The organism is Herbaspirillum frisingense GSF30, from assembly GCF_000300975.2.
GTDB classification, from domain to species: Bacteria; Pseudomonadota; Gammaproteobacteria; order Burkholderiales; family Burkholderiaceae_D; genus Herbaspirillum; species Herbaspirillum frisingense.
The window spans coordinates 1-26,484 of sequence record NZ_AEEC02000019.1; the positions used below are offsets into that span (position 1 = coordinate 1).

15 protein-coding genes are annotated in these 26,484 nt (G+C 65.2%); 6 read left to right on the top strand and 9 right to left on the bottom strand.

The window, feature by feature from the left end; all coding sequences use genetic code 11:
- The first annotated feature begins 141 nt into the window (after positions 1–141).
- From HFRIS_RS14070 to HFRIS_RS14090, 5 genes are all read left to right on the top strand, one after another.
- Positions 142–1,005 carry an alpha/beta hydrolase gene (locus HFRIS_RS14070; RefSeq protein WP_006464056.1) on the top strand — a complete coding sequence of 288 codons (864 nt, stop codon included), beginning with the start codon at positions 142–144 and terminating at the stop codon, positions 1,003–1,005.
- Positions 1,006–1,015: 10 nt separating this feature from the next.
- Entirely contained in the window at positions 1,016–2,215 is a 1,200-nt protein-coding gene (locus HFRIS_RS14075) for an efflux RND transporter periplasmic adaptor subunit (RefSeq protein ID WP_006464057.1), read from the top strand.
- Positions 2,216–2,316: 101 nt separating this feature from the next.
- Positions 2,317–5,541 carry an efflux RND transporter permease subunit gene (locus HFRIS_RS14080; protein WP_006464058.1) on the top strand — a complete coding sequence of 1,075 codons (3,225 nt, stop codon included), beginning with the start codon at positions 2,317–2,319 and terminating at the stop codon, positions 5,539–5,541.
- A 33-nt stretch (positions 5,542–5,574) separates the two neighbouring features.
- Positions 5,575–7,092, top strand: coding sequence for an efflux transporter outer membrane subunit (locus tag HFRIS_RS14085; RefSeq protein WP_039875792.1), 1,518 nt, complete (start codon positions 5,575–5,577; stop codon positions 7,090–7,092).
- Between the two features lie 52 nt (positions 7,093–7,144).
- Positions 7,145–7,648 (top strand): DUF1993 domain-containing protein, encoded by a 504-nt coding sequence (locus HFRIS_RS14090; protein ID WP_006464060.1) that lies wholly within the window; start codon positions 7,145–7,147, stop codon positions 7,646–7,648.
- 118 nt (positions 7,649–7,766) lie between these two features.
- Here HFRIS_RS14090 and HFRIS_RS14095 read toward each other — a convergent pair whose 3' ends face one another.
- From HFRIS_RS14095 to HFRIS_RS14115, 5 genes are all read right to left on the bottom strand, one after another.
- Positions 7,767–9,251, bottom strand: a complete 1,485-nt coding sequence (locus HFRIS_RS14095) for a SulP family inorganic anion transporter (protein WP_006464061.1) — start codon at positions 9,249–9,251, stop codon at positions 7,767–7,769.
- Between the two features lie 90 nt (positions 9,252–9,341).
- Complete coding sequence (locus HFRIS_RS14100; RefSeq protein WP_006464062.1) at positions 9,342–10,082, bottom strand: response regulator transcription factor; 741 nt, start codon at positions 10,080–10,082, stop codon at positions 9,342–9,344.
- Positions 10,079–12,148 (bottom strand): ATP-binding protein, encoded by a 2,070-nt coding sequence (locus HFRIS_RS14105; protein WP_006464063.1) that lies wholly within the window; start codon positions 12,146–12,148, stop codon positions 10,079–10,081. Before HFRIS_RS14105 ends, HFRIS_RS14100 begins: the two co-directional genes overlap by 4 nt.
- An 8-nt stretch (positions 12,149–12,156) precedes the next feature.
- Entirely contained in the window at positions 12,157–13,761 is a 1,605-nt protein-coding gene (locus HFRIS_RS14110; RefSeq protein ID WP_006464064.1) for a COG3904 family protein, read from the bottom strand.
- Between the two features lie 76 nt (positions 13,762–13,837).
- Entirely contained in the window at positions 13,838–15,493 is a 1,656-nt protein-coding gene (locus HFRIS_RS14115; RefSeq protein ID WP_006464065.1) for an HD family phosphohydrolase, read from the bottom strand.
- A gap of 479 nt (positions 15,494–15,972) precedes the next feature.
- On the opposite strand from HFRIS_RS14115, the gene HFRIS_RS14120 reads away from it, so the two are divergent.
- Positions 15,973–16,746 carry a 3',5'-cyclic-nucleotide phosphodiesterase gene (locus tag HFRIS_RS14120; RefSeq protein ID WP_006464066.1) on the top strand — a complete coding sequence of 258 codons (774 nt, stop codon included), beginning with the start codon at positions 15,973–15,975 and terminating at the stop codon, positions 16,744–16,746.
- Between the two features lie 77 nt (positions 16,747–16,823).
- Here the strand turns inward: HFRIS_RS14120 and HFRIS_RS14125 are convergent, their stop codons facing one another.
- The 4 genes from HFRIS_RS14125 to HFRIS_RS14140 form a co-directional block, all read right to left on the bottom strand.
- Entirely contained in the window at positions 16,824–17,603 is a 780-nt protein-coding gene (locus HFRIS_RS14125) for a FecR family protein (protein WP_006464067.1), read from the bottom strand.
- Between the two features lie 22 nt (positions 17,604–17,625).
- Positions 17,626–21,828 (bottom strand): beta strand repeat-containing protein, encoded by a 4,203-nt coding sequence (locus tag HFRIS_RS14130; RefSeq protein WP_006464068.1) that lies wholly within the window; start codon positions 21,826–21,828, stop codon positions 17,626–17,628.
- Between the two features lies 1 nt (position 21,829).
- The gene (locus tag HFRIS_RS14135; protein WP_006464069.1) at positions 21,830–23,479 is read right to left on the bottom strand and encodes a ShlB/FhaC/HecB family hemolysin secretion/activation protein; all 1,650 of its coding nucleotides are present in this window, start codon (positions 23,477–23,479) and stop codon (positions 21,830–21,832) included.
- Positions 23,480–24,090: 611 nt separating this feature from the next.
- A complete protein-coding gene (locus HFRIS_RS14140; protein ID WP_006464070.1) occupies positions 24,091–26,364 on the bottom strand; it encodes a CHASE2 domain-containing protein in 2,274 nt (757 codons plus the stop codon).
- Positions 26,365–26,484: the final 120 nt, after the last annotated feature.

Below are 26,484 nucleotides of genomic sequence, written 5' to 3' on the forward strand. Positions count from 1 at the left end.
CCCGCCATGACCGAACTTGTCATCGCGATTGTTCAGACCTACCGAACAGTGTTGTTGGATTATATGTGTTTATTCGCGACCCTGCTGTGCCGCACAATTCGCCACATTCTTGGACAAGTGGCTTCGGCCCGGGCGCACATCATGCAAGCCTCGCATTCGCTGGATATCCGCAATTTCTTCGTTCCCGGCCCGCTGGGACGCATCCCCGTGCGCCTCTACCAGCCGGTGCAGGCCGCCGCCAAAGGCGAGCAGCGGGCGCTGGTGATGTACTTCCACGGCGGCGGTTTCACCAGTGGTTCGCTGGATGACGCCGACGCCCCCGCCAGCTTCATCGCCCATCACGGCCAGGCCGTGGTGCTGTCGGTAGGCTATGCGCTGGCACCGGCCAAACCCTTCCCGGCCGCCCCGGAAGACGCCTTCGCCGCCGCCAGCTGGGCCTGCAAGCACGCCGACGAACTCAATGTCGACCTCGACCGCATGGTGGTGGCCGGCGACGATGCCGGTGGCAGCCTGGCTGCCAGCCTCACCCTGATGACCCGCGACCGCTGCGGCAAGCCGCTGGCCGCGCAGGTCCTGATCAGCCCCATGCTGGACCCGAGCATGCGCCTGCTGGGCGATGCCGGCCGTCTGCAATCGGACCTCACTGCCGAAACCTGCGCCGCCAGCTATCGCCAGTACCTGCCGCAGACCATGCAGCGCCTGCACCCCTATGCCGCACCGCTGGAGGTGAGCCGCCTAGCCGGCCTGCCGCCGGCCTTCATTGCCACTGCCGAGCGCGACGTGCTCTGCCCGGAGGCCGAGAAGTACGCCTCCAGCCTGATCCGCGCCGGTGTGCCCACACAGGTCTCGCGCTTTGCCGGCATCACGCACGGCGCCCTGCGTACGCACCTGCCGCTGCTGAAAGAAATCGTCAATTTCCTGCGCTGTCGCTTCGCCAGCCTGCAACGCGACGAATCCGGTCACGACTTCATGCCCTTCAAGCTCCACCCCTCCACTCCATTCTGAGGATAAGAACATGCAAACTCCTGCTCCCCTGCGCAAGCGCTTCGCCCTTACTGCCACCGTCCTGGCCGTCATCGCCCTGTCGGTCGGCGGCGCCATCTCGGTGGTCGGCCTGTCGGCCAATGCCTCCACCGCCCCCACTGCAACTGCTGCCGGCGCGCCGGTCGATGTGGCCGAAGTGGTCCAGCGCCAGATCATCGACTGGCAGTCCTACTCCGGCCGTATCGAAGCGGTCGACCGCGTCGAAGTGCGCCCCCTGGTCGGCGGCACGCTGACCGCCGTGCATTTCAAGGATGGTGCGCTGGTCAAGAAGGGCGATGTGCTCTTCACCATCGACCCGCGTCCCTATGAAGCGGAAGTGGCCCGCGCCGAAGCCCAACTGGCCGGCGCCGAAGCCCGTGCCGGTTACACCGCCACCGACCTGGCACGCGGCCAGCGCCTGCTGGGCGACAACGCCATCGCCAAACGCGACTTCGAGGAAAAGCAGAACGCCGCCCGCGAAGCCTCGGCCAATGTCGCCGCCGCCCGCGCCGCCCTGCGCGCCGCCCGCCTGAACCTGGAATACACCCGCATCACCGCCCCGGTCTCGGGCCGCATCTCGCGCGCCGAAGTCACCCTGGGCAATGTGGTCACCCCGGGTGCGGCCAATGCCCCGCTGACCACGCTGGTTTCTGTGGCCAAGGTGTACGCCTCCTTCGACGTCGATGAACAGAGCTTCCTGAAATACGTCAACCCGGCCCGCGCCGCCGGCACCACCGTCCCGGTGGAACTGGGCCTGGCCAATGAGGACGCCTACTCCCGCAAGGGCCGCGTGGGCTCGGTGGACAACCGGCTCGACACTGCCTCCGGCACCATCCGCGTGCGCGCCGTGTTCGACAACGCCGACGGCCAGCTGGTCCCCGGCCTGTACGCCCGCGTACGCCTGGGTGGCGGCGAGCCGCATGCGGCCGTGCTGATTGATGAAAAGGCCGTCGGCACCGATCAGGACAAGCGCTTCGTGATGGTGGCCGACAAGGACAACCACGCCAACTACCGCCAGGTGGTGGTGGGTGCCGGCCATGACGGTCTGGTGGTCATCGAGAAGGGTCTGCAGCCGGGCGAACGCATCGTGGTCAACGGACTGCAACGCATCCGTCCGGGTGACGCCATTACCCCGACCGTGGTGCCGATGCAGGCCCAGGCTGCCAAGGCTGCCGACGCCGGCAAGGCCTGATCCCGCACGGACCTCTCTCGCATTCAAGGAAGAACAAGCCGCGGGGGCGCATCGCCCTCCCGCAAGGGCGGTTGCATCCCGACGGCTGACAAGGAACCTACATGAATATCTCTAAATTCTTCATCGACCGCCCGATCTTCGCGGGTGTGCTGTCGGTACTGCTCTTGCTGGGCGGCGTGCTGGCCATGCTGCAGCTGCCCATCTCGGAATATCCCGAAGTGGTGCCGCCCTCGGTGGTGGTGCGCGCGCAGTATCCCGGCGCCAACCCCAAGGTGATCGCCGAAACCGTGGCCTCGCCGCTGGAAGAGCAGATCAACGGCGTGGAAAACATGCTCTACATGCAGTCGCAGGCCAACAGCGACGGCAACCTCACCATCACCGTCAACTTCCGCCTGGGCGTGGACCCCGACAAGGCGCAGCAGCTGGTGCAGAACCGCGTCTCGCAAGCCCTGCCGCGCCTGCCGGAAGACGTGCAGCGCCTGGGCGTGACCACGCTCAAGTCCTCGCCCACCCTGACCATGGTGGTGCACCTGACCTCGCCCGACAACCGCTATGACACCACCTACCTGCGCAACTACGCGGTCCTGAACGTCAAGGACCGCCTGGCACGCATCCAGGGCGTGGGTGAAGTGGGCCTGTTCGGCTCGGGCAACTACGCCATGCGCGTCTGGCTCGATCCCAACAAGGTGGCCCAGCGCGGCCTGACCGCCAGCGACGTGGTGCGCTCCATCCGCGAACAGAACGTGCAGGTGGCCGCCGGTGTGATCGGCGCCTCGCCCAGCGCGCCGGATACCCCGCTGCAGCTGTCGGTGAACGCGCAAGGCCGCCTGAAGACCGAAGGGGAATTCCGCGACATCATCCTGAAGGCCTCGCCGGACGGCGCCACCACCCGCCTGGGCGATGTCGCCCGGGTGGAACTGGCCGCCTCCGAATACGGCCTGCGCTCGCTGCTGGACAACAAGCCGGCCGTCGCCATCCCCATCTTCCAGGCTCCCGGCGCCAACGCGCTGGATGTCTCGACCCAGGTGCGCGCAGCGATGAAGGAACTGTCGGCCGACTTCCCCAGCTCGGTCAGCTACAGCATCGTCTATGACCCGACCCAGTTCGTGCGTGCCTCCATCGAAGCGGTGGTCCACACCCTGCTGGAAGCGATCGCCCTGGTGGTGATCGTGGTGATCATCTTCCTGCAGACCTGGCGTGCTTCCATCATTCCGCTGTTGGCGGTGCCGGTGTCCATCATCGGTACCTTCTCGCTGATGCTGGGCTTCGGCTACACCATCAATGCGCTGTCGTTGTTCGGCATGGTGCTGGCCATCGGTATCGTGGTCGATGACGCCATCGTGGTGGTGGAAAACGTCGAACGCAACATCGGCGCCGGCCTCTCGCCGCGTGACGCCACCTATCGCGCCATGCAGGAAGTGTCCGGCCCCATCATCGCGATTGCCTTGACGCTGGTGGCGGTGTTCGTGCCGCTGGCCTTCATGACCGGCCTGACCGGCCAGTTCTACAAGCAGTTCGCGATGACCATTGCGATCTCCACCGTCATCTCGGCCTTCAACTCGCTGACCCTGTCCCCGGCCCTGGCCGCCCTGCTGCTCAAGGGTCATGGTGACAAGCCGGACTGGCTGACGCGCCAGATGGACCGCTTCCTGGGTGGCTTCTTCATCCGCTTCAACCGCTTCTTCAACCGCGCCTCCGACAACTACGGCACCGGCGTGACCGGCGTGATCAAGCGCAAGGGTGCCACCATGGGTGTCTACGTGGTGCTGCTGGCCGCGACCCTGGGCGTTTCCTACATCGTCCCCGGCGGCTTCGTGCCGGGCCAGGACAAGCAATACCTGGTGGCCTTCGCGCAACTGCCCAACGGTGCTTCGATTGACCGCAGCGAAGAAGTGATGCGCAAGATGAGCGACATCATGTTGAAGGAACCCGGTGTAGCCAGCGCCATTGCCTTCCCCGGCCTGTCCATCAACGGCTTCACCAACAGTTCCTCGGCCGGTATCGTCTTCGTGGGTCTGAAGCCCTTCGAAGAGCGCAAGAGCAAGGAGCTCTCGGGCAATGCCATCGCCGCGTCGCTGAACAAGAAGTTCGGCGGTATCAAGGAAGCCTTCACCGCCGTCTTCCCGCCGCCGCCGGTGATGGGCCTGGGTACCCTGGGTGGCTTCAAGATGCAGATCGAAGACCGTGACGCACTGGGCTACGCCGAACTGGACAAGGCCGCACAGGCCTTCATGAAGGCCGCCGCCAAGGAACCGGCGCTGGGTCCGATGTTCTCCAGCTACCAGATCAACGTGCCGCAACTGGATGTGGAACTGGATCGCGTCAAGGCCAAGCAGCTCGGCATCCCGGTGACCGACGTCTTCAACACCATGCAGATCTACCTCGGTTCGCTGTATGTGAACGACTTCAACCGCTTCGGCCGTGTCTATCAGGTCCGTGCCCAGGCTGACGCACCCTTCCGCGCCAAGGCCGAGGACATCGCGCAACTGAAGACCCGCAACACTGCCGGCGAAATGGTGCCGCTGTCCTCGGTGGTGAAGGTCAAGCAGACCTTCGGCCCGGAAATGGTGGTGCGCTACAACGGCTACACCGCCGCCGACATCAACGGCGGCCCGGCCCCGGGTTACTCCTCGGACCAGGCCCAGGCCGCCGCCGAACGCGTGGCTGCAGCAACCCTGCCACGTGGCATCAAGTTCGAATGGACCGACCTGACCTACCAGAAGATCCTCGCAGGCAATGCCGGCGTGTGGGTGTTCCCGATCAGCGTGCTGCTGGTGTTCCTGGTGCTGGCTGCCCTGTATGAAAGCCTGACCCTGCCGCTGGCCGTGATCCTGATCGTCCCCATGAGCATTCTGGCCGCCCTGACCGGCGTCTGGCTGACCCGTGGCGACAACAACATCTTCACCCAGATCGGCCTGATGGTCCTGGTGGGCCTGTCGGCCAAGAACGCCATCCTGATCGTGGAATTCGCCCGTGAACTGGAGATGCAGGGCCGTACCGCCGTACAAGCCGCCATCGAAGCCAGCCGCCTGCGTCTGCGCCCGATCCTGATGACCTCGATCGCCTTCATCATGGGTGTGGTGCCGCTGGTGACCTCCTCTGGCGCCGGTTCGGAAATGCGCCATGCGATGGGCATCGCGGTGTTCTTCGGCATGCTGGGCGTGACCCTGTTCGGTCTGTTCCTGACCCCGGTGTTCTACGTCCTGCTGCGCACCATCGACCGCCGCCAGCTGCACTCGGCCTCGCATCATGAAGCCCCGATGACCGCCGGTTCGCATGTGCCGCAGGTGAGCCACGCCGCCCCCGGCCCGCAGGATGATCGCTGATCCCCGGATCAGCCCATGAATGGAGCAAGAAAAATGATGACTCAATCGATGACCCGCCTGCTGCGCCCCGTGCGCATCGGCTCGGCCCTGCTGGCCACCTTGCTGGTGCTGGCCGGCTGCTCGGTGGCGCCCACCTACGAGCGTCCCTCGGTGGATACCCCGGCTGCCTTCAAGGAAGCCGCCCCCACCACCCAGACCGGTGAAAACGGTAGCCAATGGAAGGCCGCCCAGCCCGCCGAAGACATCGCCCGTGGCGAATGGTGGAAGATCTTCGGCGACGACCAGTTGAACGCCCTGGAAGACCGTGCCCAGCAAGCCAACCAGGACCTCAAGGCGGCCGCCGCGCGGCTGGGCCAGGCACGCGCGCTGACCCGCGATGCACGCTCCGGCTACTTCCCGCAGATCGACGCCGGCCTGGGTGCCACGCGTCAACGGCCCTCGCCGGCCTCGCAAGGCTTGCCGGCCGATGCCAACACCCAGCCCAACACCCTGTACCGGGCGCAACTGGGTGTGTCCTATGAAGTGGACCTGTTCGGCCGCGTGGCCTCCACCGTGGACGCCGCCACTGCTGACGCCCAGCGCAGCGAAGCGCTGTTCCACTCGGTGCTGCTGGCCTTGCAGGCCGACGTCGCGCAACAGTATTTCCAGGTGCGTGAACTGGATGCCGCCGCCGAGCTCTATCGCGGCACCGTCGATCTGCGCCAGGAATCGCTGCGCCTGGTGCAGCGCCGTTTCGATGAGGGCGACATCAGCGAAGTCGACGTGGCCCGCGCCCGCACCGAACTGGCCTCGGCCCAATCGGAAGCGCTGGGCATTGCCCGCCAGCGCGCCACCGCCGAACACGCCCTGGCCATCCTCTTGGGCCGTACCCCGGCCGAGTTCGCTCTGCCGCCGCAACCGCTGAAGCGACTGGCGATCTCGGTTCCGGCCGGTCTGCCCTCGACCTTGCTGGAGCGCCGTCCCGACATCGCTGCCGCCGAACGTGCCATGGCCGCCGCCAATGCCCGCGTGGGCGTGGCCAAGTCGGCCTTCTTCCCAGCCCTTAACCTGACCGGTGGTCTGGGCTACGAGTCGGCCCAACTGGGTGATCTCTTCAACTGGTCCAGCCGCACCTTCCTGCTCGGCCCACTGGTGGGCACCGCCCTGACCATGCCGATCTTCGATGGCGGCCGTCGCCAGGCCGGCGTCGATCGCGCCCGCGCCAGCTATGAAGAACAGGTCGCCACCTATCGCGGCACGGTCCTGAATGCCTTCCGCGAAGTGGAAGACAACCTGGCCAACCTGCGCATCCTGGACGACCAGAACCGCGCCCAGGACGAAGCGGTCGCCTCGTCCTCGCGTGCGGCCCGGCTCTCGCACACCCAGTATCGCGAAGGCGCGGTCAGCTACTTCAACGTCATCGATGCCGACCGCACCGTGCTGCAACTGCAGCGCGCCTCGGTCACCCTCGATGGCGAGCGCGCCCGCTCCACGGTCAACCTGATCCGCGCCCTCGGCGGCGGCTGGAGCACGCCGCAGCCGGCTGCGACGCAGGTATCTTCACGCCAGTAATGTTCCCGTCCCCGGTCTCCGGGGACGCTCATCCACTTTCATCCAGAAAAAAATGTCCATCACCCTGCACGAAGTCGGCATCACCCCGCTGATCCGCGCCCTGCACAATCTGTCTTCCCTGCTCGACAAGGCCGAGCAGCATGCCGACCAGCACAAGCTGGAACCGCAGCAGCTGCTCTCGGCACGCCTGTACGAAGACATGTATCCGCTGACCGCCCAGGTACAGCGCGCCAGCGACACCGCCAAGGCCACCGCCAGCCGCCTCTCGGGCGTGGCCGCGCCGGCCTTCAGCGATGACGAGACCAGCTTCGACGAACTGCAGGCCCGCATCAACAAGACCATCGTCTTCCTCGAATCCATTCCCGCCGATGCGGTCAACGGCCAGGAAGACCGTGTCATCACCATGAAGCTGCGCGGCGAAGAGCGCAGCATGAGCGCGCGCGAATACCTGCTGGTGTTCGGCCTGCCCAATTTCTTCTTCCACATCACCACCGCCTACGACATCCTGCGTCACCAGGGCGTCAAGCTGGGCAAGATGGATTTCCTGGGTCTGTAATCCCGACACACCCAGACAAAAACGGCCCGCATCCTGCGATGCGAGCCGCTTTCCAGACCAGTTTCCCGTGGTACTTTGGCCCGCCTCCTTATCGAGGGCGGGCGTTTTTTTTCATGGCTCAGTCCACATGCGGCACGCCCGCCCGCTGCAGCAACTGGCGGCATCGCCGGGACAGTGCCACCACGCGCAAGTCCTTGCCCAACCGGACATAGCGCTCGGCCAGCGTCTGCACGGCGGCAATGGCCGAATGGTCGGCCAGGCGCAGGTGGCGGCAATCCAGCGTGACCTGTCGCGGGTCGTCCTGGGTCGCGAACAGTTCCAGGAAGCGTGTGGTCGAGGCAAAGAACAGGGTGCCATGCGGCAGGTAGGTACGGCTGCCATCCTCTTCATCGACCACCTCGGCACGCACTTCGCGTGCGTGTTCCCACGCGAAGTTGAGCGCGGCGATCACGATGCCGCACAACACCGCCACCGCCAGGTCGGTCAAGACGGTAATGACGGTGACGGCGATGATGACCAGCGCATCGTTCCTCGGCACCTTGCCCAGCACCCGCAGCGAGCCCCAGGCAAAGGTCTCCTGCGCCACCACGAACATGACACCGGCCAGTGCCGCCAGCGGGATGCGCTCGATGGCCGGCGACAGGAACAGGATGAACAGCAGGATCATCACCCCCGCCACCACACCCGAGAGTCGCGAACGGCCGCCGGAGCCGAGGTTGATCATGGTCTGACCGATCATGGCACAACCGCCCATGCCGCCGAACAGGCCCGAGACCACATTGGCCGCGCCCAGCGTCAGGCATTCCCGGTTGGGCTGGCCACGGCTGGCGGTGATTTCGTCGGTCAGGTTGAAGGTCAGCAGTGTTTCCAGCAGGCCGACGATGGCCATGAGCACCGCATACGGTCCGACGATGCGCAGCGTCTCCAGGGTCAACGGCACGCTGGGCAGATGCAGCGGCGGCAAGCCACCGGCGATCTGCGCCATGTCGCCCAGGGTACGCGTGTGCAGGCCACTGACATAGGTCAGCAGACCCACTCCGAGAATGGCTGCCAGTGCAGGTGGAATGGCCTTGGTCACGCGGGGCAGGAGCCACACCACCAGCATGGTCGCCAGCGTCAGGCCGATCATGATCCACAGCGACGTCCCCTGCAGCCACTGCGGCCCGGACGGCGTACTGGTACGGAAATGTTCCAGCTGCGACAGCGCGATCACGATGGCCAGGCCATTGACGAAGCCCAGCATCACCGGATGCGGCACCATGCGCACCAGCTTGCCCAGCCTGAGCGCACCGAAGGCCAGCATGATCAGGCCTGACAACACCACCGTGGCCAGGAAATACTGCGCCCCGTGTTGCACCACCAGCGCCACGATCACCACCGCCATCGAACCGGCGGCCCCCGAGATCATCCCCGGCCGGCCACCGAACAGAGCGGTGATGGTGCAGATGAAGAACGCGCCATACAGCCCCATGAGCGGATTCAACTGCGCCACCAGGGCGAAGGCGATGCATTCGGGCACCAGGGCGAAGGAAGTGGTGAGGCCGGCCAGCACGTTCTGGCGGAGTTCGCGCAGGCGCGATGACGGAGGAGTGACGGTGGTCATGAAAGGAACATGGAACAGAAAATGGACAGGCGCGCAGCTGCGCCGCAGGAACCGCAATGCGTCAGGGAGGGACGCGCCGACAGTCCCGCGCTAGCCCCACAGGGTCTCGATCTCGGCATCCAGGAAATAACCGGCGCCGCGCTCGGTGCGCAGCAGGGTCGGGTTCTTGGGATCGGCTTCCAGCTTGCGGCGCAGTCGCAGGATCTGGACATCGATGGCACGGTCGTAGACTTCGTCGAAGGCGCGCGTGCTCTCCAGCAGGTGCTCGCGCGAGACGATGCGCCCCGGCGCGCCCAGGAAGGCCACCAGCAGGCTGAATTCGGCATTGGTCAGGCTCACCTGGCGCTGGTCCGGCGCGGTCAGGCGACGGGTGTTCAGGTTCAGGTCCCAGCCGGCGAAGCGATAGGCACGCGGGTGCTTGCTACGGGTCACCGGCGCTGCGGGGGCGGCTGGCGTGGCGGTGCGGCGCAGTACGGCACGCATGCGGGCCAACACTTCGCGGGGCGAAAACGGCTTGGTGATGTAATCGTCGGCCCCCAGCTCCAGGCCCATCACCATGTCGGCCTCTTCATTGCGCCCGGTCACGCAGATGATGGACATGCTGCTCTCGGCCCGCCAGCGGCGCGCCAGTTCGGCGCCATCGATGTCGGGCAGGCCGAGGTCCAGCAGCACCATGTCATAGACCGATTCCTGCACGGCGCTTTGGGCCTGGGCACCGGTGGCGGCGCTGTCGACCGAGAGGCCGTGGCCGCTCAGGTAGTCGACCAGCAATTGGCGCATGGCCTGGTCGTCATCGACGACCAGCACCCGGATGGGAGGGGTAGTGCTCATGGAGTTCCTTGTTCGGTATCGGGCAGCGCGGTCATGATAGCGCGTCGCAATGCAGCTCGCTCAAGCGGCTTGGTCAGGCCGGCAACGCCCAGCGTCCTTGCCAGGTCCACCACGTGGGCCTGACCGGAGCACAACACCACCGGCAGATCGGCGCGCAGTTCGCGCAGGGCCGCGATGAGGGCATCACCCTGCATCTGCGGCATGTCCAGGTCGGTGATCACCAGATCCACCGCCAGCGGCTCCAGGGCGAATTCCTCCAGCGCCAGCAGCGGGTCGTCGAAGACGATGGGCGCATAGCCCAGCGCATCCAGCCATTGCGCACACAGTGTGCGCTGGCCCGCATCGTCGTCGACCACGAAGATGCATTGGCCCTGCCCGCTGGCGACTTGTTCGTCGTGCAGCTGGTCGGCGTCGGACGTCGGTTCCGGTGTTGCCGCAGGCGACGGTAGATCAGCGGCGGCCGCAGCCGGCAGCAACAGCCGGAAGCGCGTGCCCCCGGCATCACTGGCAACGGCCACGCCCCCTTCGTGTTCGATGGCGATGCCGGCCACGATGGCCAGACCCAGTCCGGTTCCCTTGCCGCCCGGACCGTCGCGCGTGGTGAAGAAGGGTTCGAACAGCCGCGACAGGTGCTGCGGGGCGATGCCGCTGCCGTCATCCACCACCTCCAGCCACACCGCCTGCTGTTGCGGCAAGTCGCCGGCCAGGGGCGCTTCGGCTGGCGCCTCCCCGGCATGCAGGCTGACCATCACCCGGCTGCGCGCAGCCTGGCTGGCATTGCGGATCAGGTTCAGGGCCACGCGCGAGAGCTGCCCGGCATGGCCTTGTACTGCCAGCGGCTGGGCCGGTGGCTGGAACTCGATCACCACGCCGGCCCGGCACAAGGGACGGGCCAGCCGCACCGCCTCGGCCACCGGCTCGCGCAGGTCCAGCAGGCTGCGCTGGCGATCTCCGCGACGTCCCGCCAGCAGGATCTGCTCCGTCAGTTCGCGCCCCCGACGCACTGCCGATACCACCTCCGACAGCGGGCGCTGGGCCGGCGCGGCCGGGTCCAGTTGTTCCTGGGCCAGTTCGGCATAGCCACCCGCTGCGCCCAACACGTTGTTGAAGTCATGGGCGATGCCGCCGGCCATCAACCCCAGCGATTCGAAGCGGCGCATCTGTTCCATCCGTGCCGCCAGCGCCTGCCGCTCGCGCATGGCCACGGCGATGAAGAAGGTCAGCATGGCCAGGCCGGCCAGGTCGACCTGCAGGCTCCAGGTGCTGTCCAGCCCTTCCTGGCGATAGGGGCCCATATCGTAGAGCGTGAGCAAAACCGCCATCACCGCGGCCAGGCTGGTCACCAGGGTGGCACTGCGCATGCCTCCGTACAGGGCGGCCCCGGCCAGCACCAGCGACAGCAGCACACGCTGCACCTCGCCCGACCAATCGCAGGCGGCACATGCCAGCAATACCGCCACCACGGCCGCGGCACCGAGCAAGGAGGGCCGGTCGCCGCGCAGGCTGCGCCAGTGCAGCTGCGACCAGACCAGCCAGGTCGGCGTCAGTACCAGGATTGCCAGGCCATTGCCCACCAGCAGCGTGCGCCATTCGGCCCACCAGCCGGCCGGCATCACATCGGCCGCCAGGCTTGCCCCCAGGGCAGCCACCACCGCCACTACCAGCAAGGGTAGGAGCGCCACGAAGCGGCCCAGTTTGTAGAGACCGTCGAACTGCCCGTCGCGACTGACGAAGCGTCGTCCCAGCCAGATGCAGGCGACGATCTGCACCACGTTCAACAGCGCGAAACCGGCGTCGACCTGCACCGGCAGGCTATCCCGGTCACCCACCACCAGCATGGCCACGAACACCGCCAGCAGATACGGGAACCAGTCGCGCGCCGGCTTGCGCCACAGCAGCGCGATCATCAGCGCGGGGGCCGGGGCGGCAATCGGCGCCAGGGTGGTGCTGTCCTGCAGGTTGGCGGCAGGACTGGCCAGCAGCGTATAGACCACGCCACACAGCAGTGCCGACAGCAGGCTGCGGAACATGGCGGCCAGCGGACGTTGAGGGATAGATGGGGTCATGGCCAGCCTCAGTTGCGCGAATACAGGACCCGTAGCGCCACCCTGCGCTCTTCCGGCGGCAGCTGGTTGACTGCGCGCAGGTAGGCGATGGAGGCATCACAGGTAGCATCCGGATCGGCCTGGCGACGCAGCGCCGAGGACAGCAGCTTCAACTGTTCCTGCGTCAGCGGCGCCAGCGCCTTGCGGAAGACGCGGGTGCGCTCGGCCAGGGTGTAGCGACCGGCATTGGCCGGATCGGCATCGCGCAACAGGCGCTGGGTCATCTGCTGCTCGCGGTTGGCGAATTCCTGCGGCAGCACGGCCTGCGGCGCCTCGCGGCCGGCGGCGGCATCCGCGCGCGAGCGTGGATAGATCAGTTCGGTACAGGCCGCCGTGCTGATGCCGCGCAGGGCGACCGCTTCATCCAGCAGCAGCTGCTGGAACTCGGCCAGGGATTCGTCGGAGGCGATCGGCAGCAGGCGGCGGCTCAACAGGCCGACCTGCTCGCGGCCGACCGCCAGGATGTCGGCGTCCGACGCATGCGCCTGGACCTTGGCCCAGGCCAGGTCGATGGTGTGGGCAAAGTCGGCAGGATGGTAGCGCGCCATGATGTCGAACAGCGCGCCCTTCTTGAACTCGGCTTCCAGGATGTCGCGCGAGCTGGCGATGGTGGCGATCTGCGCGGTCTCTCCCCCTGGCGCCAGCCGTGTCAGCACACCGGCCTGCAGCAACTGGCCCAGTTCCGGATACCAGCTGCGGGCGGCCGGGGTATCGGCAATGTGTTCGATGAAATCGTGCGGCAGACCCAGCTTGCCGTAGGTGTCGAAGGTCAGCTTGCGGTCGAAGCTCTTGTTGATGCGGTCGTCACCACCCACCGTGTAGAGCGTATGAAAACCGATATGCGCACGCGGATCCATGGCACGGTCGCGGCCGGCCAGGAAGGCCAGCGTGCAGGAAGAGGAACACTCCTGCTCCACATAGGTATTGAGCCGGTGGCGACGGATCACCTCGCCCACCAGCTTGCCCTCGCGCACCCAGCCCCCGGCCGAATACAGCACCACGGTCTGCACCGAAGGATGCTGTTGCAGCAGGCGTTCCAGGCCATCGGCCGCGCCATCGTTCATGCCACCCTGCAGCAGCAGCGACTTGCCGTCCACTCTCAACTGATAGACCACCGGCGGCCCCAGCTGCTTGCCCAGGGCGATCTCGAACTGCTCACGCAAGGAGGGCGCGGCGCGCCAGGTACTGGTGGCCATGCTGATGGCACCGCACACGATGAGGAACTTGACCACCACCTCGGCCCAGCGGCGTCCGCCCCGCGCCACGTGCTTGCTGGCCGAACGCCAGCAGCCGCAGACGCCCCAGGTCCAGGCCAGGTAGCTGAAGGCGGCGATCCCCAGCACGCCGGCCATGCCATAGCGTGCCGGCATGTCATTGGTCAGGCGCGCCAGGACCGAGATGGCCAGCGCCGGCACCAGCGAGGTCAGCAGGACGGTATGCAGCCAGTAGGAACGGCCCAGCGAATAATCGCCGCGCCAATGACGGCGCAGGAAACTGGCGGGCGGGCTGACGGGAGCGGAAGATCGGGTTACTGCCTGGGACACGTGGTGCTTTTCCTCGATGCGAGCCCGCATGCGGCGGGCTCGTCTTCAATGACGGGTGACTTTATGCAGCCGTGAGCATAACCCAGCTTGGCCCGGGTGTCGGTTTTCAGCCACCGTGACCGGGAATGCGCGACAGGTCGACTTCGTCGATCTGGCTGGGATGCATGAACTGCTCGGCGTACTTTTCGTAGATGCGTTCCCGCACGAAGAGGTCGAACAGGTCCGGGTCGATATGGTCGCGCGCCTTGAAGCCGGCCAGGATTTCCACCGCCTCGTTGAGGGTATTGCCGCGCTTGTAGGGACGGTCGGCGGCAGTGACGGCCTCGAAGATGTCGGCCACCGCCATGATGCGCGCCTGCACCGACATCTGGTCCCGCGTCAGTCCCTTGGGGTAGCCCTTGCCATCCATGCGCTCGTGGTGGCCGCCGGCAAATTCGGTGACCCGCGAGAGCTGCTTGGGCCAGGGCAGCGACTCCAGCATGCGGATGGTGATGACGATGTGGTTGTTGATGATGGCGCGCTCGGCGTCGTTGAGCGTCCCGGCGCGGATGCGCAGGTTGCCGGCCTCTTCGTCATCGAGCAGCTTGCGCAGCTGGCCATCCGGGCCGCGCCAGGTCCGCTCGGCGATATCCAGCACGCGCTGCTGGTCTTCGGCGCGCATGCCTTCGTTGCCATAGTTGATCTTGCGCAGGAAGGCCCGCTCCTCATCCATCTGCATCACGTCGGCCTGCAGGGCGGCTTCCAGCGCAGCCGACTTGTCCGCGCTCAGGTCCGCGCCCAGCGCCAGCTTTTCCTGCAGCATGCGGATTTCGGCATCGCGCTTCAGTACCTCGAAACGGGTATCGATCAGGTGGATACGGTCGAAGATGGTCTCCAGCTTGGTGGCCTTCTCGACGATATGGCTGGGCGAGCCGATCTTGCCGCAATCGTGCAACAGTGCCGCCAGCCACAGCTCGCGACGGTCGGCATCGGTCATGCGGAAATCAGCCAGCGGGCCTTCGGTGGCATTGTGGGCCGCCTCGGCCAGCATCATCGCCAGCTGTGGCACCTGCTCGCAATGGCGGCCGGTATGCGGGGATTTTTCGCCGATGCCGATGTTGATCAGCTTGATCAGGCTTTCGAACAGGTTTTCCAGGCGACCGATCAATTGCTGGTTGGTCATCGCCATGGCCGCCTGCGATGCCAGGGCCTCGATGAAGCGCTGGTCGGTCTCGGAGAAGGGGATCGGTTCACCACTGTCGGCATCGATGGCATTGATGAGCTGCAACACGCCCACCAGTTCGCCCTCGTGGTCCTGCATCGGCACCGTCAGGATGGACTTGGACTGATAGCCATACTTCTCGTCGAACAGGCGCATGCCGTTGAAGTTGAAGCCACTGGCCTGGTAGACGTCCGGGATGTTGACCGAATTGCGGGTATTGGCGGAATAGGCCGCCACCGCCGCCAGGTTGGGCTGGCCGTCCGGCAGCGTCAGGGCGATATCGGGAATCGAGATCGGCTGACCGCTGCTGCCACCCTGGTGCATCTTGAGGGTCTGGTTGACCGAGATGTAGAAGCTCAGCGCGTCGCCATTTTCTGTCGTGCGGTAGAGGGTGCCGCCGTCGGCGCGGGTGATATCGCGCGCGGTCAGCAGGATGCGTTCAAGCAACAGTGGGATATCGCGATTGCTGCCCAGCTCGCGGCACAATTCGGTGAGCCGCTCCAGCCGGTGCGCGATGTCGCGATGCTGGCCGGCACTGGGACTGAGGTCGTGGATATTCATGCTGCCATCTCCCCAGCGCGGCAGTGGTGGCACGGGCCGTGGTGGCAGGCTCGGGCTGCTGGATGGACTGCTGGCGACATGCTGCTCCCTGATGCGTTGGCGTATGGACATGACCCGGTGATTGCCGGCCGGCAAACCCGCGTTTTCTTCAGATGCTTTTCGGGCATCATGGCGATTCTAGAACGACGGCGCACGCCGTCTTGCAGCGAACTTGGGGGGATTTGGGCGCCAATTCTACGCTTGTCTCCGCCGCGCCGACGGCGTGCCGCGCATTTCCCAATGCCGCGCCGCAACTGCTGAGCTCAGGGATATCCTGATTGCACTACCGCGCTGAATCCCTTACCATCACAATCTGTTGCATTATTTGCCACATTTTCCGCAAAGTCAGTCCCGGCGCGGGTTTCCGGACTGCAACGCGCATCCCTGACGAGCTTCCATGATCTTGCAGGGACCTTAACACCCTGAAAGCGGCAACGACGATGCGTGTAGAAATTCTCGGCTGCAGTGGCGGCATCGGTGGCAACGGCATGCGCACCACCTCCCTGCTTATTGATGACGATATCCTGATCGACGCCGGCACCGGCGTGGGCGACCTGTCGCTGCAGCGACTGGCCGCCATCGACCACGTCTTCATCACCCACGCCCATCTGGATCACATTGCCTGCCTGCCCCTGATGATCGACAGCGTCGGCGACATGCGCAGCACCCCGCTGACCATGCACGCCACGGCGCAGACCCTGGAGATCATCCGCAAGCACATCTTCAACTGGCATATCTGGCCCGACTTCAGCGTCATCCCGAATGCCGAGCAACCCTTCCTGCGCTTTGCCACCGTCGAGCAAGGCCAGGCCGTCCGCATCGGCCAGCGCAGCATCACGCCTCTGCCGGCCACGCACACCGTACCGGCAGTGGGTTATCACCTGCACAACGAACATAGCGGCGCCTCGCTTGCCTTCAGCGGCGATACGTCCATCTGCCCGGCGCTGTGGGAAGCCCTCAACCGCATCGACGCCCTGCGCTACCTGATCATCGAAGCCGCCTTCGCCAATCGCGACCGCGAGCTGGCGCTGCTCTCCAAGCACCTGTGTCCCAGCCTGCTGCTGCAGGAACTGCAACACCTGCAGAGCACGCCGGAAGTGCTGATCACCCACGCCAAACCCGGTCAGATCCAGGAGATCGCCAGCGAGATTGCCGCCGGCACCGGCATGCACCGTCCGCGCATGCTGGCCACCGGGACCGTGCTCGACTTCTGAAGCCGGCCGGCTTCAACAAAAAGGGCGCCGCACACAAGTGTCGGCGCCCTTTTTTCAGGCTTGCTGCAGCGTATGCATCACTGCACTACACAGGCATCCAGCTTGGCCGCACCAATCTTCTGCGTACCGTTGTTGCCATTGCTGCTGATGGCCGGCGGCATGGTCACCTGCACGCCCTGCGACTGCGGCACGATCACCGGCGGCACGATCCTCGACTGCACGAAACCGAACTGGCCGGCACTGAAGACCTGCGAACCGGCCGGGTTGGTCACCACGATGGCGCCCGTCACCACATCCACGTGCAGACCATTGTCTGGCGGCTGGCCGCTGGGCGTCGGTACGCCACCGCAATCGTTCTGGCAGTACAGCGCGCCGAAGTGGGTGCCGCGAATGCCGATGGTGGCCGTGGGCGTATCGAAGTTGACGGCTTCGTGATTACGCTTGCCGACCAGTCCGGTCACGGCACGCAGGCCACCCTTGACCAGGCCGATGGCCACCGAGTCGTTCTTCGGTTCCTTCTCGTCGTAGATGTATTTGTTGACCGCCACTTCGGTCCCCGGACGCAGGACGATCTCGGCATTGTCCAGGAACTTGACGCGGGTATAGGTCTCCCGCTCGGTGATCAGGGTATCGCCCTGCAGGATGGCCGATTTCACGGCCAGCACCACGCGCGAACCATCGGCATGACGCGCCGTGAGCACGCCCGACAGGTGGGTCACCTGGCCGACCACCGGCTGCGCCTGCGCATGAGCCGGGGCGGCCACGACCAGCAGCCACAGCGCCAGGCTCAACGCCAGCAGTTGCGCGGCCACTTGTTGCCGGACCAGTCCCGGCAGGTTTTGCTTGAAGGAGTTCATAGGCGTGATTTGATCCGGTTCATCAGGTGCACATCGGCAGCGGTTTCTTGGCCTGCTTGCGATCGCCACCCTCATCGCCGAAATTGTCGGCGGTGCCGCCCACGGTCTGGCCGTTGGCATTGTTCTGCTGCAGGACATCACCGGTATGGTAGGCCGCCGAATCCGAGAGCTGCGCATTGTTCAGCGTAGCCTGCAGGTTCTGGCTCTGCTGGTTCTGCTGCTGCTGCACCGCCTGCGCAGTCTGGCTGTTGGCCGAGCTGCTACTGGTGCTGATACTGCTGGCCGCCACCGGCGTACGGGTACCGTTGGCGTCGGTGATGGTCACCCCTTGCGCATAGCCGATCACCGCGCCGGAATCCACCGACAGCAGCGCCACGCCCGGCGGCGAGGTGGAGATGTTGGCATTGATGGTCATCGAATCACCGGCCGAGAGCGTGATGTTGCCGCCGGTGGAGACCAGCACGCCATTGACGGTCAGCGTATCGTTGCTGCCCGACGAGGCCCCGGCAGTCAGCGTGATACTGCCGGTGGCGCTCACCCCGCCCGAACCGATGGTCAGCGGGCTATGCGTGACCAGGCTCACGGATCCGTTGGAACTCTTGACCTGGCCGGTGGTGTTGATGCCCAGCAGCGACAGCTTGCTGGCCGCGCTGGTGACCGTGCCATTGGCGCTGGTGGGCAGACTGCCGAGGAAATCGGCATTGCTGCCGATGGCCGTGGTCTGCGCACCGCCCGTATTGTCGATGCTGATATTGCCGCGCGTGGTGTTCACGCCATTGATGCTGACCACGCTGGCGTCGCTGGTATTGAGCGAATTGGTGAGGCTGATGTCACCCGTGCCGTTGTTGTTGGCCGCGAAGCCCGCCACCTGGTTACCCGAATTGCTGAGCTTGATGCCGGTGGTGGCCGCCGCGATCAACTGCCGCGTCACCCGCAGCGAAGTACCGCTGTTCTGGCTGACGTTGCCGCTCTGCGCTTCCAGTACCAGGTTGTTGGCGGTGATATTGCCCACGGCCAGAGCGCCGCTGGCCTGCGACAACGCTGCGTCGGCCAGGGTCAGGTTGCCACCGGTCTGGGTAAAGCCTTCGGCCACCACCAGGCGCGAGCCGGTATTGCCGGTCACGGTGCCGTTGGAGACGGTCAGGTTGGACAGGCGGACATCGCCACCCAGTGTCAGGTTACCGGCGGTCAGATTGACCGTCATGCCGGACTGCGAGGCATTGGCGATGGTCACGCTGCCCTTCAGGAGCGTGGTCTCCCCCTCGATCATGTCAGTACCGCCGATGTTGAGGGTGCCATTGCCGCTGGTGGTGCCATTGAGAATCAGGGCCGTCGTGGCATTGGCAGCCGCCGAACTGCCGACACTGACGTTGGCCGTCCCCTGGATGCTGGCACTGTTGCGGACCGTCAGGTTGCCGCTCTGCTGATACAGCTGGCCGCCCTGGGCGATCTGCAGGCTGCCGATCACGTCATCCCCGCTGTCATGCCGCAGGCTGGTGTTGGCCGCGATGATCACGGTATCGATCTGGGTCGGAAGATAGGTGTCGCTGGTGCTCTCCCCCTGGCTGTCGGCCCAGCTGTAGCGGCTGCCCCAACCACCCTCGCTGTTAGCCGCGTAGAAGGTCTCGGCGCCCCTGAACTGCAGGCTGAGCGAGCCGCCGTCACCATAGACCGCCTTGATCATCTTCTCGTCGCTACCGACTTTGACCACATCGCCAGTCACGTAGCGGAAATAGCTGTCCCCGACGCCGGATTCGCTGAAACCGAAATCGAAGACATCAAAGCTGGCGTTGCTCGTCGGAACATAGTTGCCGAGCAGTCGTGTCTTGAGGGTACCGTCCAGGTTGACCGAGCTGGTGTTGAGGGTGATGCGGTCATAGCTGCTTGGGCCGGCGATGTCGACCAGCATTCTGCCGGCCGCATTCTGCGTGAAACTGTTGGCACTGATGGTGAGGCTGCCCACCATGCCATCGCCACCCGGCGCCAGGGTACCGTTGTTGATGACCGAACCATTGGCGGTGAGCGTGCCGTTTCCGGAAATGGTGCCGTTGGCCGCATTGGTGATCTGCTTGACACTGATCGTGGCGCCAGCCATGGTCAGCGTGCCGTTGTTGGTGAAGCTATTATTGCTGCCGCGGATGGCGGTCTGGTTGCCCAGGTTCATCTGACCATTGTTGACCAATCCGTTCGAACCATCCAGGCTCAGGTTCTGGCCCACGCCGCTGATGTTGAGCGTGCCATTGTTGGTCCAGGTGGCACTACCCGATGCGGTCAGGGCGGTACTGGCTGCATTGAGCAGTATCTTGCCGTTGGCATTGTTGACCACATCGCCACTGGAGGTGACCGAAGCGCTGGAATTGACGGTGATGGTGCCGTTGTTGCTGATCCCGCCGCTGCCCACGGACAGGCTGTTGCTGCCACCGGCCAACAGGTTCACGGTGCCATTGTTGTTCACCGAATCGACGTTGAGCTGGCTGCCGCTCATCGTCAATACGCCGGCACTGCCCAGCTCCAGGGCAGCGGCAGTCAGCAGCCCTCCCGTACCGAGATCGACCGTGCCATTGCTGATGAGCAGATTCCCTTTGCTGGAACCATCCTTGACGTCCATCGTGCCACCGTTGAGCACGACGCGCGCGTTATTTCCGATGGTCGTCTGGTGACTGGAACTGACCACCGCCACCCTGAAACTGTCCGTCTGCACTTCCTGGTAGCCGCTTTCGAGGTTCAGGTCCAGCTTGCCCGCCGTGCTGGTGATGTTGGCGTTGATGGTGATGTTGTTGGCCGCCTGCAGCGTCAACGTCGCATCGTAATCACTGGTCTTTTCGATGGCGGCGCTGACGGTGATGTTGCCGGCCTGGTCGCCGCCATCCGTGCCTGTCCTCAGGCGCACGCTGGTGCCGTTGTTGAGCTGGTTGCTGATGGTACTGGCACTGATCTGCGAGCCGTCTTCACCGGAATACACGGCATAGGAGGTGCCACAGCTGCCACCACTGCCGGTCAGGGTGCCATTGGCCACCACCTCCAGGTCATATGGATCGATCAGCCAGGTGCCGCCCGAACCGACCGTGGGCACCTTCACCACGTCCAGTTGCTTCAGGCCCGATGTGTCGACGAAACCGCCCTGCCCCGGCGCGCCGGTGGCCGAGACATCGCCATCGATGAAGGCCTTGTTGCTGGCGAACAGCGTGACGTTGCCGCCCTTGGTGCCATCGGCGGTGATGCTGGAACTGGCGGTGGTGGTGAGGTCCTGCGAAGCCCGCAGGAAGATGCGACCACCTTCGCGCACCACGCTGGAGGCGCTGATGACGCCGCTGTTGGTGATCAGGCCCGCAGCCACGCCGATGCGCCCGGCTTCGGCGGTGATGCTGCCCAGGTTGGTGACGTTGCCGGCGCTACCGGTGACGTTGACCGTCACGCCCGGCGTAGCGGTGTCGGCCAGGGTCACGGTCTGGCCGGCGGCCAGGATCACCTCGCCCTGCGGGCTCTTGATGATGCCGCTGTTGGAGACACTGCTGCCGATCAGGTAGACGCTGCCACCGGTGGCCGATTCGATCTTGCCCTGGTTGTCCACCAGACCGGCCGTACCCTGCTTGGCGAAGTTGAGCTTGCCGGCCAGGAAATCACTGTCGCTGATGGCCAGCGAGGTGGCGATGAAACGCGCCGCATCGATGGTACCGCTGGGGCCGATCACCACGCCGTTGGGGTTGTATAACACCACGGTGCCGGTGGCGGACAGCTTGCCGTAGATCTGCGAGATATCCGCGCCGGTCACCTTGGCCAGCAGTGCTGCCGCTGCATTGGGCTGGTTCACGTTGACCGCTGCATCGGCGCCGATGCTGAAGGAGGCGAACTTGGCGATGGCCTGCGGCGAGAGCTGGTTGATGTTGAGCGTGTTGCCGTTCTGGGTGAAGGTGACATTGCCATTGACCACGCTCCAGCCGTTGGGCAAGGTCCCCGGCGCGGGCGCCGCCGCCAGTACCGGTGCCTGCCACGCACCGCAGACGGCGGCCGCCGCCAGCGAGATGCGCAGCCCCGGCGCCAGCAGACGCTGCCAGGAGCGACGCAGCAGGCGCGACAGCAATTGCGGCAGCGGCTTGCTGGGACGCCAGGACAGCGTCAGCTTGCGCCTGCCCACCCGCACCGTGATCGACGGCGGCAGCAATTCGATGGCCGGCTGGACCGGACGTTGCGTGGAAGCAGAAGCGGAGGTGGATGTCGAAGTCATGTCAGAACCCCAGGATTGCGCTCAGATGGGCGTTGAGATCGCCGCGTTGTTCGGTCACCGAATTGCCATTGAGCAGTACGCGCGCCACGTCCAGGCGCAGGCTGAAATCACGGCCCAGGGTGTAACGGACGCCGGCACCGAAGCTGGCCAGCGTCACGGTGGAAGGCAGCGTGGAAGCGGACGTCACGTTGTTATTGGCACCCCGGCCGGCATCGAAGAAGGCCAGCAGGCGCATGTTCCCGCGCACCTCCTGCTTGGCCAGCAGGTCGGGCGTATAGACTTCGCTGTTGAGGACCACGCCACTGTCGGCGGCCACTGCACGTTCGGTAAAGCCGCGCACGGTATTGGCACCCGCCATGCCGAACTGCTCCACTGGCGGCAGGGCGTGCGGTGAAATCTGCAGGGCGCTGGCCAGGCGCACCTGCCAGTCGTTCTCGAAGCCCTTGAACCAGGACGCGCCGCCACGGATGGCGATGAAATTGTCCATCGACCGGCGCGAGCCGGTGAAGAGCGAATAGCGGTCCGTCACATTCAGGCTATCGTTGCGCCGTGCCTGGCCGGTAGCCAGGTTGCGGGCGATGCCCAGGTTGTAGTCGATGATCTGGCCCACGCTCTGGCGCTGCGCGCTGTAGCTGACCGACAGCGGCAGGGTGGAATAAGGCACGCAGGTGTTGATGTTGGCGCCATTGAGCAGACCGCCGGCGATGGCGCAGGACGACTCGACCTTCTTGTAGTCCGCCCCGAAGACCAGCTTGCTGCTCCACTCCCCGCTGCGGGCAAAGAAGTGGTTCCAGCGCAGTGCATAGACTTCGCCACGGCCGGTGATGTTGAGGGTGGAATTGAGCGCCAGCGTCTGACCCGAGCTGACGTTGGATTTACCGTAGATGAAATCCAGGCTGTCACCCAGCGCATACAGCGGCACCCGGTAACCCAGCGAATACAGGTCCACCTTGGCGCCCGAGGGCGAGTCCGGCGAGGTGGTGTAGGCCACCGTGGCCACATGATCGCGGTTGAACAGGTTGGAGTGCTGCAGGGCGACGCCGGTACGCCAGCGGCCGGTATCGCCGCTGCCGGTGTTATCGACGTTGAGCAACAGGCGCAGCGGATTTTCATCCTTGACGCCGACGGCGGCATCGATCTGGTTGCTGGTCTCGGAAGCCGTCAGGTTGACGTTGATCTGCTTGCCCGGATTGTCGTTGGCCAGTTGCACCGACTCCGAAATGCGGCGCAGGTTGGGGGCGCTGCCCTCGCGCAGGTCGGGAATGCTGGCGCGGATGTTCTGTTCGCTGAAGTAACGGTTGTCGCTCACCACCACCTTGCCGATGACCGCCTCGACCACCTGCAGGCGTACCACGCCGCCGGTCAGTTCCTGTTCCGGTACGCTGACCTGGACGGCGCTGTAACCGGCACTGCGGTAGGCGTTTTCCAGTGCCTCCAGGGCCTGCTGGATATCGCCGTAGACCCGGCCCGGGCCGGTGAAAGGCGCCACGACGGCATCGATGCGGGACTGCGACAAGAGGCTGTTGCCTTGCACGTCATAGCGGCGGATATCGAAGCGCTCATCCCTGGGCGCCGACATGGCCACACCCGGCGCGGGCGTGGCCGTTTGCGCCATGGCACCCGCGGCTGCGCCCAGCAGCGCCATCCCCATTACATAATGCGGCAAGCATCGTTTCATCGTCTCAACAGCCATGCCTGCGGCAAGGCTCTCCCTGTTTTCTTGTTTGCGATGTGCATCGCCCGCGCGACGCACCCCTGCTCCCTCCCGCCATGTCCTTACACCACTGATCACCCCGATCAATGGTGCAGGCGCGCAGGCACGCGCCCGTGGACGACACGACGATGCCCTGTCCACGGCGATGACGCCCCACAGCGAAATACGAATACGAGAAGGAACCCCTGAAGCAGAATCATCCGGACACCGATGTTCCCCTTCTTGCGGGAGGGATGGATCGCTGCCGGATACGCTGCCGCCTTTCCAGGCGGCACCGCTTATTGATGCTTGTAAAGTATACTGACTAGTCCTGACCGAGTCGACAATAATCGTCGTTTAACCGCCTCCAGTGGGCGTTTGCGCCACTTTTAGCCGAAACAAATTTCCACACGGAAATGAATTTCCCCGGCCAGATGTAAAGAATTTCAAGCCGCCTCAGGGGGTGAGAGCAACTGTCCATTGCACCTTCAAATCCGGTTCGCACCCCACCCGACAACGACCGCCAGGATGCCATGGTCACCCCGGATGTCGTCGTCCTTCAGGCGCGTCTATTTGGTCTCGAAGGTGGTCACGCCATCCCAGTCTGCTGCCGGCGGCGTGACACGATAGTGGGCGATGCGCTCCAGGTAGAGCGTGTACAGACCACGCGGCTTCTCCTGCTGCAGGGCCAGCAAGGCGGGCTCGGCCTCGTCCCAGCGTTGGGCGCGCACCAGCGCCAGTGCCGCATGCCAGCGTTCGACCTCGGCGCGCAGGACGGCGTCGAGTTCGTTTTCCGGTGCCAGCGGTTCATAGATGGGGACCGGCTCGTTCTTGCCCTTGACCCGCACCCGGTCCAGCTCGCGGTAGGCGAACTGCGGCGCCGCCTGGCGCGTGGCCTGGCCCACCAGCACGCCCACGCCATAGACCTTGGTGATCGATTCCAGCCGCGAGGACAGGTTCACCGCGTCGCCCATGACGGTATACGCCTTGCGGATCTTCGAGCCCATGTCGCCCACGCGCATCTGCCCGCTGTTGAGGCCGATACCGATCTTCAGCGGCGGCCAGTTGCGACGGATGAATTCCTCGTTGAGCAGCAGCGTGGTCTGCTGCATCTTCAGCGCCGTGGCGACCGCCCGGGCGGCGTGGTCGGGCAGTTCCAGGGGCGCGCCCCAGAAGGCCATGACGGCGTCGCCGATGTACTTGTCCAGGGTGCCGCGATTGCCGCGGATGTCTTCCGACATCGCCGTGAGATAGACGTTGATGTATTCGCGCAGCTCATTGGGCTGCAGGCTCTCGGAGATGGTGGTGAAACCGCGCACGTCGGAAAACATCACGGTCAGCTCGCGGATCTCGCCCTCCATGTTGTAGCTTTCCGGATTGGCGGCCATTTCGGCCACCAGTTCCGGCGCCACATATTCACCGAACAGGTTGACGATGGCCTTGCGGTTGCGATACTCGAACAGGTAGCCCCAGGCCAGATTGCTGATGAACAGCATGGCCACCAGCAGCAGCGCGGTGGCCAGTGGCAACACCATGCCGGCACTGTCGTAGAGCCAGAAGTTGAGCCCGCCCAGGGCAGCCGCTGCCCCCACGGTGAGCAGCATCGATGCCAGCGGACCCAGCATCGGCAACAGCAGACCCAGCAGCAGGCCCACCAGCAGCACCTGCAGGGCATCGTAACCCTGCGCGAAATCGGGCCGGGCCTTGAAATCATCATCGATGATGGAGGCGATCAGGTTGGCATGGATTTCCACCCCCGGATAGACCGGGTTGACCGGCGTGGCCCGCAGGTCGTTCAAGCCCGGCACGGTGGTGCCGACCAGCATGATGCGGCCATCCAGCTGGTCATGCGGATAGGTGCCGCGGATCACGTCCACTGCCGGCACGTAGCGGAAGGCGCCGCCCTTGGGGCCGCCCGCGCCGCGATAGGTGACCAGCGTGGTCAGGTGCCGCTCCACCGGGATGAACAGGGGCTGCGGCCTGGCTTCCACGGCAATGCCGGCCAGTGCGCCATAGTCGCGCAACTGCCCCTCGAACAGCACATCCTGGCGCTGCAGGAAGACCGGCTTGATGCGCCTGCCACCCAGCGCCACGCGCGAGGTCGCCAGTGCCAGCGATTCGTAGAAATGATCACCCACCTGCGCAATGAGCGGCACGGCGCGGATCAGGCCGTCGTCATCCGGGATGGGATTGAAGAAGCCGCCCGCGCGGGCCGCTGCCTGTAACTGCGGCAGATTGGCGCCGTAGGCCTGCCAGTGGGTCACATCCAGTGCACGACCGCCCAGGTCGGCCACGCTGAAGGCCGGCGGTGGCAACTGCCCCTTGGCAATGGCACCCGACTCATTGGAGAGGTTGTAGCCCATCACCACCGGTTGTCCCTGCAGGGCCTCGGCCAGGCGGGCGTCGTAGTCCATCTGCGGCTTGAGCACCTGCAGCTGTCGCGCCAGCTGCGGCACATCCTTCAGCGGTCCCTGCGCCAGCTGTTCCAGGCGACCATAACCGGAGCTGGTATCAGGCTCGGCGAACACCACGTCAAAGCCCACCGATTGCGCCTGGTAGGTCTGCGTCATCTGCCGCACCAGTTGCGCCACCACGTCCCGGCTCCAGGGCCAGCGGCCGATCTCGGCGATGCTTTTCTCGTCGATGTCGATGATGACGATGCGCGGGTCCAGATCGGGCTTGGCCACCCGCATGCGCAAGTCATAGAAGAACAGGTCCAGTCGCTCCACCAGGCGGTTGGGCAGCATGCCCATGACCTGAGCACCCGCCACGCCGGTCAGTACCAGCGCCAGCAACCAGCGCGCCCAGTATTTGCCAAAGGCGGTACGCAAACGACGCAGCATGGACTTTCCCCCGGATTCCCTTTTTGATTGGCTGCGATCATGCCAGTAGTTGGACGCCGCCACAATCGGCGCAATGCGGCGATATTGCCTGGCAGCATCAGTAGCTCTCGGCCGGGCATG

Excerpts from the sequence above, each read along its gene's own strand:
- HFRIS_RS14075 (WP_006464057.1), top strand. The coding sequence starts at position 1,016 with ATGCAAACTCCTGCTCCCCTGCGCAAGCGCTTCGCCCTTACTGCCACC.
- HFRIS_RS14085 (WP_039875792.1), top strand. The coding sequence starts at position 5,575 with ATGATGACTCAATCGATGACCCGCCTGCTGCGCCCCGTGCGCATCGGC.
- HFRIS_RS14130 (WP_006464068.1), bottom strand. The coding sequence starts at position 21,828 with ATGACTTCGACATCCACCTCCGCTTCTGCTTCCACGCAACGTCCGGTC.
- HFRIS_RS14120 (WP_006464066.1), top strand. The coding sequence starts at position 15,973 with ATGCGTGTAGAAATTCTCGGCTGCAGTGGCGGCATCGGTGGCAACGGC.
- HFRIS_RS14135 (WP_006464069.1), bottom strand. The coding sequence starts at position 23,479 with ATGGGGATGGCGCTGCTGGGCGCAGCCGCGGGTGCCATGGCGCAAACG.
- HFRIS_RS14140 (WP_006464070.1), bottom strand. The coding sequence starts at position 26,364 with ATGCTGCGTCGTTTGCGTACCGCCTTTGGCAAATACTGGGCGCGCTGG.
- HFRIS_RS14080 (WP_006464058.1), top strand. The coding sequence starts at position 2,317 with ATGAATATCTCTAAATTCTTCATCGACCGCCCGATCTTCGCGGGTGTG.
- HFRIS_RS14125 (WP_006464067.1), bottom strand. The coding sequence starts at position 17,603 with ATGAACTCCTTCAAGCAAAACCTGCCGGGACTGGTCCGGCAACAAGTG.
- HFRIS_RS14090 (WP_006464060.1), top strand. The coding sequence starts at position 7,145 with ATGTCCATCACCCTGCACGAAGTCGGCATCACCCCGCTGATCCGCGCC.
- HFRIS_RS14070 (WP_006464056.1), top strand. The coding sequence starts at position 142 with ATGCAAGCCTCGCATTCGCTGGATATCCGCAATTTCTTCGTTCCCGGC.
- HFRIS_RS14110 (WP_006464064.1), bottom strand. The coding sequence starts at position 13,761 with ATGCGGGCTCGCATCGAGGAAAAGCACCACGTGTCCCAGGCAGTAACC.
- HFRIS_RS14095 (WP_006464061.1), bottom strand. The coding sequence starts at position 9,251 with ATGACCACCGTCACTCCTCCGTCATCGCGCCTGCGCGAACTCCGCCAG.
- HFRIS_RS14100 (WP_006464062.1), bottom strand. The coding sequence starts at position 10,082 with ATGAGCACTACCCCTCCCATCCGGGTGCTGGTCGTCGATGACGACCAG.
- HFRIS_RS14115 (WP_006464065.1), bottom strand. The coding sequence starts at position 15,493 with ATGAATATCCACGACCTCAGTCCCAGTGCCGGCCAGCATCGCGACATC.
- HFRIS_RS14105 (WP_006464063.1), bottom strand. The coding sequence starts at position 12,148 with ATGACCCCATCTATCCCTCAACGTCCGCTGGCCGCCATGTTCCGCAGC.